This window comes from Flavobacterium sp. ZT3R18, assembly GCF_007097385.1.
In the GTDB taxonomy this organism is placed as follows: domain Bacteria; phylum Bacteroidota; class Bacteroidia; order Flavobacteriales; family Flavobacteriaceae; genus Flavobacterium.
The window spans coordinates 301,938-314,087 of sequence record NZ_VJZS01000001.1 but is presented as its reverse complement, the minus strand read 5'-3'; the positions used below and the strand labels follow the sequence as shown (position 1 = coordinate 314,087).

Sequence of the window (12,150 nt, the reverse complement as noted above, 5' to 3'; positions counted from 1 at the left end):
TATAATTGGCGAATATAGAAAATAGCTGTGACACGAATAAAAAATACCTTTGAAAAAAAATTAAAAAATGTCACACACTCTTGTTCACATCCTAAATAATGATTGCCCTCATTGTCTTAAAGGAAAAGTTTTTAACGAAAAAAACATCTTCTTAAATATTGGATTCCCCAAAATGAATCAATACTGTCCTCATTGCCAATTTAAATTCGAAAAAGAACCTGGCTATTTCTTTGGCGCCATGTATGTAAACTATGGCTTGACCGTAGCACAAGGAATAGCTACATATTTAATTGCTCAACAATTTTTTACAGAACGATTTGATTTAAGAATTATTGCCATTATTGCGGTAGTCATTGTATCAATGGCCTCTTTTAACATTCGCCTTTCCAGATTATTGTGGATTTATATGTTTAAAAACTATTCCATTTAGAATTAGAGCTAAAGTAAAATCATTATCTTAGGGCTTTAAATTTAGTCTAAATGAAAAATCTATTCTCAATCGTATTATTATTTACAGCATTACTATCTAGTGCCCAAGAAAAAAAAGAAATTCCAAAATCCCAAATTGTAGAAGTCTCCTGTGGCGAGTGCAATTTTGGATTAAAGGGAAAAAGCTGTGACTTAGCCGTTCGCATCGATGGAAAAGCCTATTTTGTAGATGGAACAAACATAGACGATCACGGGGATTCGCATGCCAAAGATGGCTTTTGCGAAACCATTAGAAAAGCCGAAGTTACAGGAGAGATAATTGACAATCGTTTCCAGGTTACTTCCTTTACTTTACTTCCTGAGAAGAAATAAATGGCTTTAATACTCGAAAACATTGCGCAACATGTAGCTCTCACCGTTCAAGAACAAGAACTTTTCTTGTCCAAAACAGAAATACATCATTACAAAGCCAAAACAATCATATTGAATAGTGGTGCAATTTGCAAACATTCTTATTTTGTTAATTCGGGTATTTTACGCAGTTTCAACATTAATGATAATATTGTTGAACACGTAATGAGTTTTGCATGTCAAGGTTGGTGGATTGGCGACATGTACAGTTTGCTTTCGCAAAAACCGGGCAACCTGTTCATAGAGGTTTTAGAAGATGCCGAACTGGTTTTGTTATCCAAAGAGAACCAAGAATTACTGTATCGTGAAATCCCGAAGTTAGAACGTTTCTTTAGAATACTTACCGAAAACTCCTTGGTAGCCAACCAAGAACGTTTAATGGACAACCTTAGCCTCACCGCCGAAGAACGTTTCGAGAAATTCTGCAAAAAATACCCAAGTCTCATTCAGAAAATTACTCAAAAACAAATTGCATCATATATAGGAGTAACTCCTGAGTTTTACAGCAAAATGAAATCCCGATTACTGAGGAAGTAGTTTTCAGTCTCAGTTTTCAGTTTTCAGTCCTATCGACCGTAAACAGAAGAAGTAGTTTTCAGTCTCGGTTTTCAGTCCTGCAGTCCGAAAGACAAAACTTACAAAGCGATTTTAATTAGTAGTTTCCAACAATACGACTGAGACTGAGACTGAAAACTGAGACTGAAAACTGAGACTGAAAACTGAGACTGAAAACTGAGATTGAAAACTGAGACTGAGACTGAAAACTGAGACTGAAAACTAAAAACCTTCCTTCTTAATCTACATTAAGTGTCAAGGCTCAAAACGATTGTAAATTTGTATAACAAAAATCACTAAATTTATACATCATGCAAAATACAGTTTTACACAAAGCAGATACTAGAGGGCACGCAGATCACGGATGGTTAAACGCTTATCATAGTTTTAGCTTCGCCAGTTGGTACAATCCGGATAGAGTTCAATTTGGCACTTTACGCGTTTTGAACGACGATACAATTGCAGCCGGAATGGGTTTTGGCACCCATCCACATGACAATATGGAGATCATTACCATTCCTCTTGAAGGAGATTTGGCCCACAAAGACAGCATGGGAAATACCGAAGTGATAAAAAACGGAGACGTTCAGGTGATGAGTGCCGGAACCGGAATCCAACACAGTGAGTTTAACCCCAATGCAGATCAAAGAACCAAACTCTTGCAAATTTGGGTTTTTCCAAAAGTGAGAAATGTAGGGCCCCGTTACCAACAAATCACATTAAATCCTGAAGACAGAAACAATAAGCTACAACAAATTCTTTCTCCAAATGCAGAAGATGCCGGAGTATGGATTCATCAGGATGCCTGGTTTCATTTGGGTAAATTTGACAAAGACACCGAGACAACTTATGAATTAAAAAAAGAAAGCAATGGTGTTTATGCTTTTATCCTTTCTGGCACTGTGACCATCAATGGACAGGAATTGGAAACCCGTGATGGCTTTGGAATTTGGGATGCTGCTACTTTGGATATCAAAGCCAATACAGATGCCGAATTCTTATTGATGGAAATTCCAATGGCGCAGTAATTAAAATAAAAGAGACTAAGCTTCTAATTTTCTATGTTCTGAGTCTTTTAAAATCATACACCATTAATAATTACAATATTGTCGAAAGCTTCTAGTATAATGCCGTTGTATCCTTTATTTAATCCTTCCTAAGCTTCGGGATTATTTGACTAATTTGAAATATACAACGGTATTACAACAACTTTTTTCTTTCTATTCTTTCTTTGGCTTCTGCCAAAAGTAAGTGGATTTTTTCTTCAAACTGTTTTTTCGGCGGTAAGTCTGTCCAATATTCGGCAACCACTATTCCGTCTCTGTGCATTTCCAGCAATTCTATTTGTTCCCTACTACTTTCGGCACAAAGTATTAACCCGATGGGTGTATTTTCCCCTTCTTGCTTTTCGTATTTATCTAACCATTTGAGGTACAACTCCATTTGCCCTTTGTGTTTGGCTTGAAATCTTCCCAATTTCAATTCAACAGCTACTAATCTTTTCAACTTTCGATGGTAAAAAAGCAGATCCAAATAGAAATCTTCACCGTCAATAATCATTCGTTTTTGACGTTCTACAAATGCAAAACCTTTGCCGAGTTCAAGTATAAAAGTTTCTAACTCGCGAAGTATGGCATCTTCTAAATCCTTTTCCAAATAGGTGTTTTGCAAACCCAATAAATCTAAAATATAAGGATCTTTGAAGGTATTGAATGGAATTTGTGTTGATTCAACAATTTGCGCATCAGCAATACTGGCTCTTTTATACCCTTTCAAAGCAATTTGCCGTCTTAATTCTCTGATTCCAAATAAATTATTTGACGCATTTTGTGCATAAAACAGTTTTGATTCAATCGTTTTTAATGGCAATAATTCCACAAAATGTGACCAAGACAATTGTCGTGACAAGGTAACGACGATTTGAAAATCGGCAAATTGTTCGGCAAAACGGAGCATCCGCCTCACATTTTTCTCCGTGAAATTTCTACCATATTTCTTTTCCAATTGTGCCGACACTGTCGGCACAATTTGTTTTCCGTATTCAGCACGCTTGTTTTGTAGGATATTTTGATTGATGCGATTACCAACTTGCCAAAACAAAACAGTAACTGCACTATTCGCTTGAACAGCTACTTGATTTTTGCTTTGCTCAATCAGTTGTGACAACTCATGGAGTAAATCAGTTTCTGTAATTGTCAAACTATTTGTTTTATCCCCCATAATCACTAATTATTCTTTTGTTCTAAAATATATTCCTTTAGTTGGCAACTCTTTTGCGAAAGCAAAGCATTCCCAATTGAGAAGTTCTACACAGACAACAACCTACAGTATAGACAAGTAAAAACACTAACCTTCCACAAACTTACTAAAAAAGATTAGCCCACATTTAATTTCCGAATCACTTTAGCAGGATTCCCAACTGCTAAAGAGTTTTCGGGAATATCTTTGGTTACGACAGATCCGGCACCAATTACACAACCGGCACCAATAGCGACTCCGGGACAAATTACAGAATTCCCTCCTATCCAACAATCATCGCCAATAAATACGGGCTTTGAACTTTCAACAGTTCTTCTTTCTATAGCATCGAGCGGGTGGGTTGCTGTGTAAATATGTACACCGGGCGCAAAGAAAACATTGTTTCCAATAGTCACTTTCATCGTGTCTAAAACCACACAATTGACATTGAAATACACATTCTCCCCCGAATGGATATTGTACCCATAATCACAATGAAACGGCGGTTCGATATACAATCGTTTATGAGAATTAGGCATTAACTCCCGCAGAATTGCTCGCGATTTCCCGTTCATCAAATATTCGGTAACATTCAATTTATGCAATAGTTTTTTTGCTCTGGTACGTTCTTCTGTAAGCTGTTTGTCATTGCTAAAATAGATTTCGCCCAACAGCATTTTTTCTTTTTCGGTCTTCATTTTTTTTAATTTTATTAGTAACAACCCTTGAGTAAAAATAGTAAAACCGCATCGTATTCAGATATCATATTCGAAGAAAACAAAGTTTAAAACACCATTATCTCAAAAAACACTATTTTTGCACTTTATTAAACTTCGCTCATTTTAGAGCAACTTTAAACTTTAAACAAAAAAAGAACATGAAGGCATACGTATTTCCAGGTCAAGGCGCACAATTCACAGGAATGGGCAAAGACTTATATGAAAACTCTCCATTAGCAAAGGAATTATTCGAAAAAGCGAATGAAATTCTAGGTTTCCGCATTACCGATATCATGTTTGAAGGTACCGCAGAGGAATTGAAAGAAACTAAAGTTACCCAACCAGCCGTTTTTTTACATTCGGTTATTTTGGCTAAAACGTTGGAAGATTTCAAACCAGAAATGGTGGCAGGTCACTCTTTAGGAGAATTTTCGGCATTGGTAGCCAATGGCGCTTTATCTTTTGAAGACGGATTAAAATTAGTTTCTCAACGTGCCTTGGCGATGCAAAAAGCCTGTGAAATCAAGCCTTCAACAATGGCTGCCGTTTTAGGATTGGCAGACAATATCGTAGAAGACGTTTGTGCCTCTATTGACGGAGTTGTGGTGGCTGCCAATTATAACTGCCCAGGACAATTGGTAATCTCCGGAGAAACCACAGCAGTAGAAAAAGCCTGCGAAGCGATGAAAGCCGCTGGTGCAAAACGTGCATTATTATTACCTGTTGGTGGAGCTTTTCACTCGCCAATGATGGAACCTGCAAGAGAAGAACTAGCAGCTGCTATTGAAGCAACTACGTTCTCTACTCCTATTTGCCCAGTGTATCAAAATGTAACGGCTTCGGCGGTTTCGGATGCCAATGAAATCAAGAAAAACTTAATTATACAATTGACCGCTCCGGTACGTTGGACACAATCGGTTCAACAAATGATTGCCGATGGAGCTACTTTATTTACGGAAGTGGGTCCTGGAAAAGTATTAGCTGGTTTGATTGGAAAAATCGACAAAGAAGCAGTGACGGCGAACGCTTAAAAATTAGTTTTCAGTTTTCAGTCGCAGTTTTCAGTTTGAAACCGACTATCAGCATAATCCTCACGAACAACTGATGTTTGTGGGGATTTTTTTTTAAGTTCATTTGCTTCCTCGCAATGATTATTTAGAATTCATGTTATCAAAAAATTATCATCTTGCTTTTCGAAGAAAACATACCAAGTGCTTCGTGTATTGCCTTTATAAAAAACATAAAATGAACCAAAGTGTTGAAGCGATTTCGGAGTCGTTTTATGCGAAAAAGAAAAGATTTCGAAAAAAATAAAATCCACTATCTTATCAACATAAAACTGCGCACTTTCTCGATAGCTGAAGTAATCATCCACAAAAAGAGAATAGACCAATTGGTCAAGATACTCAATAACAGCATCATTTAAAATTACTTTTTCCAAGGGTACGCATTTATTCTTTTACGCATTTCCGCTTTTGCTTCCTCAACAGTGTAACCTTTTTTAAATTCATCGTCAAAATTAAAAGTAGCTCTGTCTATCCCTTTAAATTTAATTTTCGAAACTTCATAATTAACAGAAGATCCTTCTACTTTGGTTATTTTCGGGTTGTCTTTTTTAGGCTTCATGACGTTTATTTTTCATAACAAATTTACAATTAATTACTTAAAACAAAAAATCCCAAACTATCATCGCGATAATTTGGGATTCCTGATAACTGAAAACTGCGACTGAAAACTAAAAACTTCTACCTAAAATTATCTTGCCTGAACAGCCATATCAGTAAAATCAGAAAACAAACCATCCAGTCCTAATTTATAAAAAGCTTGGTATTCTAAAATCGGGTTGTTATAATAGTTGTGCAATAAGCGTCGCCCTTCATTTCTAAATGTATAAGCATGTACTTGCAATCCTTTTTTATGCGCATCAGAAATTAACGTGCTCGGTGGCAGTGCCTCTTTATCAGAATCATCAACTTTGCCGTCTGCATTTATATCATCGGCTTTACCATCCTTATTTGCATCAGTCCCTTTATACGAAATAATAAAAGGCTTCCACGGACCAATTCCATTAGCATAGGTTTTAACAAAATCCAAACCTGCTTGCGTTCTAAAAAAACCATAATCTCTTGTATCTCCTTTTAGATACCAATCATAAGGCTTCCCGTCAGAAATAATTTCCCCAGCCGGAACACTGAAAATTAAATCTCCTGTTAGAGTCACATCATAACAGCTTAACAATTGAATGATTTTTACGGTCGATTTGCTTCTGAGGTATTGCAAATTAGAAACTTCAAACGATTGAACATAAACTGGAGACGAAGCATTGTTCCAACCTTCGGCAGTCAAAACCTCCAACAGTTTATCCGTGATTTTTAAGTTTAGTGCCTCATGAAAAGAAGGATGCTTAGTTTCTGGATAAATTCCGATGATTCGCCCTGTTTGCGCCGATTTTTGTTTAGCCAAAGCAATCACTTCCGCAAATGTTGGAATCGCATACAGATTATTATATTGTTGTGAGCGTTCCGCCAAAGCTTGTTTCGCTTTTAACTGTTTAATTTCCGCCAAAGTAAAATCGCAAACAAACCAATCGGTTACCATTGCTCCATCAATATTTTTGGTGCTTTTTTTGGATGCGAAAGCAGGAACATCAGCCACATTAGTCGTTCCGGACAACATCGGTTCATGACGTACCACCAATTGGCCGTCTTTTGTCATTACCAAATCGGGCTCGATAAAGTCGGCTCCCATTTCAATGGCTTTGGTATATCCTTCAATGGTATGTTCCGGCAAATAACCCGGTGCGCCACGATGGGCAACCACAATAGGGTTTGCTCCTGTCAAAGTAGGATACTTAGCGGTTTCTTGTGCTGGATCATTTTGGTCATCTTTATTGCAGGATAATAACAGTAACGCACCGCTCAAAAAAATGGCGCTTCTTAAAACATGAATTGAGGTCATAATTTATATTTTTGACAAATAAATTAAATTCCCCCACAATTGGCGTTAGCGCAGAGTTAAGTAACTGTTATAAAATTTTACGAAAAAAAAATCCCAAACTATCAACTCGATAGTTTGCGTTTTTTTTAAAACTGAAAACTGCGACTGAAAACTTAATACTACGAACGAATCTTCTGTTCCCATTTCCAAGCGCTTGCCATAGCTTCATCCAAGGTTGATTGTGCTTTCCAACCCAATACATCATTTGCTTTATCAGTATTGGCATACGCCTCTGTAATATCGCCTTCTCTGCGAGGAACAATTTTATAAGCAAGTTTTTTACCGCTTACTTTTTCGAAACTACCAATCACTTCCAAAACTGAACTTCCAGTCCCTGTACCTAGATTGAATGTTTCTATTTTATCCAGGTTTTTTCCATTTAATAAACGCTGCAATGCAATCACGTGGGCTTTCGCCAAATCGACTACGTGTATGTAATCGCGGATACAGGTCCCGTCAGGCGTAGGATAGTCATCTCCAAATACCGATAATTCTTGACGTACACCAGAACCAGTTTGAGTAATAAACGGCACTAAATTCTGAGGAACACCTATTGGCAATTCTCCAATTTCAGCCGATGGATGCGAACCAATCGGATTGAAATAACGCAACAAAATCGCATTAACACTACTTACTTTTGCCACATCAGTAATGATTTCTTCACCTATTTTTTTGGTATTTCCATAAGGCGACATCGGCTGTTGCACAGGAGCATCTTCGGTAATTGGCATTTTTTCCGCCTGCCCGTAAACGGTACAGGAAGAACTAAAAATAAAATGGGCTTTATCTTGTTTTGAAAGCTCTTGCAAAAGATAGATCAAAGAAGCAATGTTGTTTTCATAATACAACAACGGGTTCCCTACACTTTCTCCAACCGCTTTGGATGCCGCGAAGTGAATAACTCCAGAAACATCATTGTGTTTTTTGAAGAAATTACGAACCGCTTCCTTTTCTCTTAAATCTAATTTTTCGAAAATTGGCATTTTGCCGGTAATCGCAACAATACCTTTCAAAACGGCCTCGTCAGCATTGGAAAGATCATCAATAATAACCACTTCAAAACCTTCATTTTGCAATTCAACCACGGTATGGGAACCAATAAAACCTAAACCTCCTGTAACTAATATTTTCATATTTATTTTTTTGGTACAGACGCGATTCATCGCGTCTCTATAATTAATATGTGAATTTCTATTTCATAAAAAAGACTGAATCACATTCCAAAAAAAGACGCGATAAATCGCGTCTCTACTGGGATTATTTTAAATATTCTAAAACGCTATCCGTTATAAATTTAATTTGCTCATCGTCTAATTCGGTGTGCATTGGTAAAGAAAGCACTTCTTGAACCAACTGATTCGTAACTGGAAAATCTTCCTCTTTGTAACGAACATCCAGATAAGCTTTTTGCAAATGCAACGGAATCGGGTAATAAATGGCACAAGGAATTCCTTTATCCAACAAATGTTGCATCAAACCATTTCTGTCTACATTGATAATTCTCAAAGTATATTGATGAAAAACGTGATCGTCTCCATTCAAATCAAATTCTGGAATAATTATATTGGAATGACCCGATAAAGCAGCATTATACTTCGCCGCTGCTGAGCGACGAGCATTATTATACGCATCCAACAAAGGTAATTTGGCATTCAAAACTGCTGCTTGAACACTATCCAAACGGGAGTTCACACCTACTACATCATGATGGTACCGTTCGTACATACCGTGATTAACGATACCACGAATAATATGAGCCAAAGCATCATCATTGGTAAAGATCGCACCACCATCACCATAACATCCCAAATTTTTTGACGGGAAGAAAGAAGTTGACGATACATGACCTATAGTACCCGCTTTCTTTTTGGTTCCATCCGAAAATTCACAATTCGCTCCAATAGCTTGCGCATTATCCTCAATCACATAAAGATTGTGTTCTTTAGCAATAGCCATAATAGCTTCCATATTGGCCGCGCGACCAAACAAATGTACAGGAACAATCGCTTTTGTTTTTGGAGTAATCGCTTTTTTGATGGCATCGATAGAGATGTTCATATTTACCATATCAACATCAACTAAAACGGGTGTTAACTGCAATAAAGCAATTACCTCAACCGTGGCTGCAAAAGTAAAGTCGGCTGTGATTACCTCATCTCCGGGTTTTAGTCCAAGTCCCATCATGGCAATCTGCAAAGCATCAGTCCCGTTTGCACAAGGGATCACGTGTTTTACATCCAGATATTCTTCTAATGATTTTTGAAACGCATGAACCTGAGGCCCATTAATGTATGTATTGGTATCCAAAACTTCTTGTATCGAAGCGTTTACGGTATCAGCAATTTTATCGTATTGACTTTTTAGGTCAACCATTTGTATTTTTTTCATTTATTCATTTTTTAAATTTGCCCTTACATTTCTCAGGGTCTGTTAATTGAAGTTTTAAGTCTTCAAGTCACTATTCTAGAAATAACAAGTTATTCTGAAAAAGCAGAACAAAAATAGTTATTAATGAATTTAAAACAATGAAACCCACACTAAAAAAGTGTTATCTACCCATGAAATAAAAAAGTGGGTTCCTGACAACCAAAATTTAAATATTTTTTCGGAAGAAAATAATACAAAGAAAATGTATTTTAGCACAAAAAAATACTGATGCACTTCCTATATAATTTAACCCTACAATTTGCTCAATTTTTATTGAAAATTGTAGCCCTTTTTAGCCTAAAAATCAAACTTTTTGTAGAAGGCCGAAAAAATGTCTTTTTGACTTTGGAACAAAAAATAAAACCAACAGACAAGACCATTTGGTTTCACGCAGCATCATTAGGGGAATACGAACAAGGACTACCCGTAATTGAAGAAATCAAAAGCAAGTATCCCAATCATAAAATTGTGGTTACCTTTTTTTCTCCATCAGGTTATGAGGTTCGAAAAAACAATACCGTTGCCGATGCGACTGTCTATTTGCCTTTGGACACACCAAAAAACGCCAAGCAATTTTTAAAACTAGTTCATCCAGATCTTGTTTTCTTTATTAAATACGAATTTTGGATTAATTATTTGGATCAGCTCAAAAAACAAAACATCCCTACTTATTTAATTTCGGGTATTTTTAGAGAGAAGCAATTATTCTTTAAATGGTATGGCGGATTTTACCGAAAAGCATTAAACTCTTTTACTCATTTCTTTGTTCAAAATGAAAACTCAAAAAAACTAATTACCCAGTTAGGCAAAACCAATGTTACCGTTTCTGGCGATACCCGATTTGACAGAGTGGTTGCCATTTTAGAAAAAGACAATACATTAGATTTCATCTCGGAGTTTAAAGACAATACCTTAACCCTAGTCATTGGCAGTTCTTGGCCAAAAGACGAAACCATACTTGTCGAATACATCAATTCATGCACACTCGATGTAAAATTCATCATTGCGCCTCATAATATAAAACCCGAACAAATTGAACATTTAAAGAATAGCATTACCAAAAAAGCAGTTTTATTTTCAGAAAAAGAAAACAAAGATTTATCCCAATTCAACGTATTTATCATTGACACCATAGGCATCCTTACCAAAATTTATAGTTATGCCGACATCTCTTATGTAGGTGGTGGTTTTGGAAACCCAGGTGTTCACAATATATTAGAACCTGCTACTTTTGGAGTACCCATACTTATAGGTCCAAACTACTCCCATTTTGAAGAAGCAACTCGTTTGGTGCTGTTAGGCGGTTGCATTTCAATAAGCAATCAAAAGGAGTTAGAGCAATCATTATCAGACCTTATTCAAAATAATGAGACAAGACATGACAAAGGACAAATTTGCAACGCATTTGTACAAAAGAACAAAGGAGCCACCAATAACATTATGACAAAAATAAAACCAATTATATAAAATACAATTTAGATTTTTGCAGTTACCCCAAACCCCTAAAGCACTGAGAGAAAATTATTTTAAAAAAATAAATGAAAAAATATTTTACATATTAAAAATTTTATATCTTTGCCCCGAATTAATAATTAACCTTTATATTAAATTAAGATGAAAAAAGTATTTTTAAGTTTAGCTGTTGTTGCTGTATTAACTGTTGTATCATGTAAAAAAGCTGACGCTGCTGCTGAAGAAACTGTAGCTGTAGATTCTACTGCTGTTGTTGCTGACACTGCTGCTGTTGTTGCTGATACTGCTGCTGTAGCTGTTGATTCTGCTGCTGCTACTACAACTCCTGCTGCTACTGAAGCTCCAGCTGCTAAGTAATTTCAAATTACGCAAGAAAAAAATAAGCTGCATTTTATGCAGCTTTTTTTATGCCTTTATTTCTCAGAATCAATGTTTTTTTTAATCAGAGAAGAAATCATAAAAAAAATACCATCCCGAAATCGAGATGGTATTTTTTTATCTTTTAAAATTTTAAATTTAATCTATAAAAATCAAATCATTTTCCGAAAAATCTAATATTTCAGAAACCGATGCGTATTTTACAATTTCATCAATTCCCTTTTGAACCCTAAGCTCCGTAGTATATTTTCTACTCGTTGCGACGTGTTCTTCTCCTAAAAACAGCTTAAAAAAATACCTACCCTTAGACGTTTTAAATTTAAGAAAAGAAGCCGACTCAACGCTTACCTTAAACCGCTCCACCCCTTCTTCACACTCAAACCTAAGCTCATAACTCAAACTTGTAAAAATCACTTTCCCCTTTCTGGAAGTAAACACAAATTTATATTGATCATCAAATCTTTTACTTATCACGAAAGCGCCCATTTAATTTTAGATTTAAGAATTTAGATTACAGATTTTA

Annotated in this window: 15 protein-coding genes; 7 read left to right on the top strand and 8 right to left on the bottom strand. The window is 36.1% G+C overall.

Features of this window, described 5'->3' with window-relative positions:
* Window positions 1-67: 67 nt before the first annotated feature.
* The 4 genes from FNW52_RS01340 (at window position 68) to FNW52_RS01325 (ending at window position 2,423) form a co-directional block, all read left to right on the top strand.
* Entirely contained in the window at window positions 68-430 is a 363-nt protein-coding gene (locus FNW52_RS01340) for a DUF983 domain-containing protein (RefSeq protein ID WP_143375621.1), read from the top strand.
* Between the two features lie 50 nt (window positions 431-480).
* A complete protein-coding gene (locus tag FNW52_RS01335; protein ID WP_143375619.1) occupies window positions 481-801 on the top strand; it encodes a DUF6370 family protein in 321 nt (106 codons plus the stop codon).
* Window positions 802-1,377: a Crp/Fnr family transcriptional regulator gene (locus tag FNW52_RS01330; RefSeq protein WP_143375617.1), complete on the top strand. Its 576-nt coding sequence runs from the start codon at window positions 802-804 to the stop codon at window positions 1,375-1,377.
* A 329-nt stretch (window positions 1,378-1,706) separates the two neighbouring features.
* A complete protein-coding gene (locus tag FNW52_RS01325) occupies window positions 1,707-2,423 on the top strand; it encodes a pirin family protein (protein WP_143375615.1) in 717 nt (238 codons plus the stop codon).
* Between the two features lie 172 nt (window positions 2,424-2,595).
* On the opposite strand, the gene FNW52_RS01320 is transcribed toward FNW52_RS01325, so the two are convergent.
* Both FNW52_RS01320 and FNW52_RS01315 read right to left on the bottom strand, forming a co-directional pair.
* Window positions 2,596-3,615: a YhcG family protein gene (locus FNW52_RS01320; protein WP_143375613.1), complete on the bottom strand. Its 1,020-nt coding sequence runs from the start codon at window positions 3,613-3,615 to the stop codon at window positions 2,596-2,598.
* A 155-nt stretch (window positions 3,616-3,770) separates the two neighbouring features.
* Window positions 3,771-4,331 carry a sugar O-acetyltransferase gene (locus FNW52_RS01315; protein ID WP_143375611.1) on the bottom strand — a complete coding sequence of 187 codons (561 nt, stop codon included), beginning with the start codon at window positions 4,329-4,331 and terminating at the stop codon, window positions 3,771-3,773.
* A gap of 179 nt (window positions 4,332-4,510) precedes the next feature.
* Here FNW52_RS01315 and fabD point away from each other — a divergent pair, with 179 nt between their 5' ends.
* The gene (fabD, locus tag FNW52_RS01310) at window positions 4,511-5,383 is read left to right on the top strand and encodes an ACP S-malonyltransferase (protein ID WP_143375609.1); all 873 of its coding nucleotides are present in this window, start codon (window positions 4,511-4,513) and stop codon (window positions 5,381-5,383) included.
* A 131-nt stretch (window positions 5,384-5,514) separates the two neighbouring features.
* Here the strand turns inward: fabD and FNW52_RS01305 are convergent, their stop codons facing one another.
* The 5 genes from FNW52_RS01305 to FNW52_RS01285 form a co-directional block, all read right to left on the bottom strand.
* The gene (locus FNW52_RS01305) at window positions 5,515-5,793 is read right to left on the bottom strand and encodes a hypothetical protein (RefSeq protein WP_143375608.1); all 279 of its coding nucleotides are present in this window, start codon (window positions 5,791-5,793) and stop codon (window positions 5,515-5,517) included.
* Window positions 5,781-5,978 carry a hypothetical protein gene (locus FNW52_RS01300; RefSeq protein WP_143375606.1) on the bottom strand — a complete coding sequence of 66 codons (198 nt, stop codon included), beginning with the start codon at window positions 5,976-5,978 and terminating at the stop codon, window positions 5,781-5,783. Before FNW52_RS01300 ends, FNW52_RS01305 begins: the two co-directional genes overlap by 13 nt.
* 129 nt (window positions 5,979-6,107) lie before the next feature.
* Entirely contained in the window at window positions 6,108-7,310 is a 1,203-nt protein-coding gene (locus FNW52_RS01295) for a glycerophosphodiester phosphodiesterase (RefSeq protein WP_255515436.1), read from the bottom strand.
* 158 nt (window positions 7,311-7,468) lie between these two features.
* A complete protein-coding gene (galE, locus tag FNW52_RS01290; RefSeq protein WP_143375605.1) occupies window positions 7,469-8,482 on the bottom strand; it encodes a UDP-glucose 4-epimerase GalE in 1,014 nt (337 codons plus the stop codon).
* A 124-nt stretch (window positions 8,483-8,606) separates the two neighbouring features.
* Complete coding sequence (locus tag FNW52_RS01285) at window positions 8,607-9,737, bottom strand: DegT/DnrJ/EryC1/StrS aminotransferase family protein (protein WP_143375603.1); 1,131 nt, start codon at window positions 9,735-9,737, stop codon at window positions 8,607-8,609.
* A 267-nt stretch (window positions 9,738-10,004) separates the two neighbouring features.
* Here FNW52_RS01285 and FNW52_RS01280 point away from each other — a divergent pair, with 267 nt between their 5' ends.
* A complete protein-coding gene (locus FNW52_RS01280; protein ID WP_143375602.1) occupies window positions 10,005-11,243 on the top strand; it encodes a 3-deoxy-D-manno-octulosonic acid transferase in 1,239 nt (412 codons plus the stop codon).
* Between the two features lie 147 nt (window positions 11,244-11,390).
* Window positions 11,391-11,606: a hypothetical protein gene (locus tag FNW52_RS01275; RefSeq protein WP_143375600.1), complete on the top strand. Its 216-nt coding sequence runs from the start codon at window positions 11,391-11,393 to the stop codon at window positions 11,604-11,606.
* A gap of 159 nt (window positions 11,607-11,765) precedes the next feature.
* Here FNW52_RS01275 and FNW52_RS01270 read toward each other — a convergent pair whose 3' ends face one another.
* Window positions 11,766-12,113: a DUF1508 domain-containing protein gene (locus FNW52_RS01270; RefSeq protein ID WP_143375598.1), complete on the bottom strand. Its 348-nt coding sequence runs from the start codon at window positions 12,111-12,113 to the stop codon at window positions 11,766-11,768.
* Window positions 12,114-12,150: the final 37 nt, after the last annotated feature.

Excerpts from the sequence above, each read along its gene's own strand:
- FNW52_RS01340 (WP_143375621.1), top strand. The coding sequence starts at position 68 with ATGTCACACACTCTTGTTCACATCCTAAATAATGATTGCCCTCATTGT.
- FNW52_RS01335 (WP_143375619.1), top strand. The coding sequence starts at position 481 with ATGAAAAATCTATTCTCAATCGTATTATTATTTACAGCATTACTATCT.
- FNW52_RS01330 (WP_143375617.1), top strand. The coding sequence starts at position 802 with ATGGCTTTAATACTCGAAAACATTGCGCAACATGTAGCTCTCACCGTT.
- FNW52_RS01325 (WP_143375615.1), top strand. The coding sequence starts at position 1,707 with ATGCAAAATACAGTTTTACACAAAGCAGATACTAGAGGGCACGCAGAT.
- FNW52_RS01320 (WP_143375613.1), bottom strand. The coding sequence starts at position 3,615 with ATGGGGGATAAAACAAATAGTTTGACAATTACAGAAACTGATTTACTC.
- FNW52_RS01315 (WP_143375611.1), bottom strand. The coding sequence starts at position 4,331 with ATGAAGACCGAAAAAGAAAAAATGCTGTTGGGCGAAATCTATTTTAGC.
- fabD (WP_143375609.1), top strand. The coding sequence starts at position 4,511 with ATGAAGGCATACGTATTTCCAGGTCAAGGCGCACAATTCACAGGAATG.
- FNW52_RS01300 (WP_143375606.1), bottom strand. The coding sequence starts at position 5,978 with ATGAAGCCTAAAAAAGACAACCCGAAAATAACCAAAGTAGAAGGATCT.
- FNW52_RS01295 (WP_255515436.1), bottom strand. The coding sequence starts at position 7,310 with ATGACCTCAATTCATGTTTTAAGAAGCGCCATTTTTTTGAGCGGTGCG.
- galE (WP_143375605.1), bottom strand. The coding sequence starts at position 8,482 with ATGAAAATATTAGTTACAGGAGGTTTAGGTTTTATTGGTTCCCATACC.
- FNW52_RS01285 (WP_143375603.1), bottom strand. The coding sequence starts at position 9,737 with ATGAAAAAAATACAAATGGTTGACCTAAAAAGTCAATACGATAAAATT.
- FNW52_RS01280 (WP_143375602.1), top strand. The coding sequence starts at position 10,005 with ATGCACTTCCTATATAATTTAACCCTACAATTTGCTCAATTTTTATTG.
- FNW52_RS01275 (WP_143375600.1), top strand. The coding sequence starts at position 11,391 with ATGAAAAAAGTATTTTTAAGTTTAGCTGTTGTTGCTGTATTAACTGTT.
- FNW52_RS01270 (WP_143375598.1), bottom strand. The coding sequence starts at position 12,113 with ATGGGCGCTTTCGTGATAAGTAAAAGATTTGATGATCAATATAAATTT.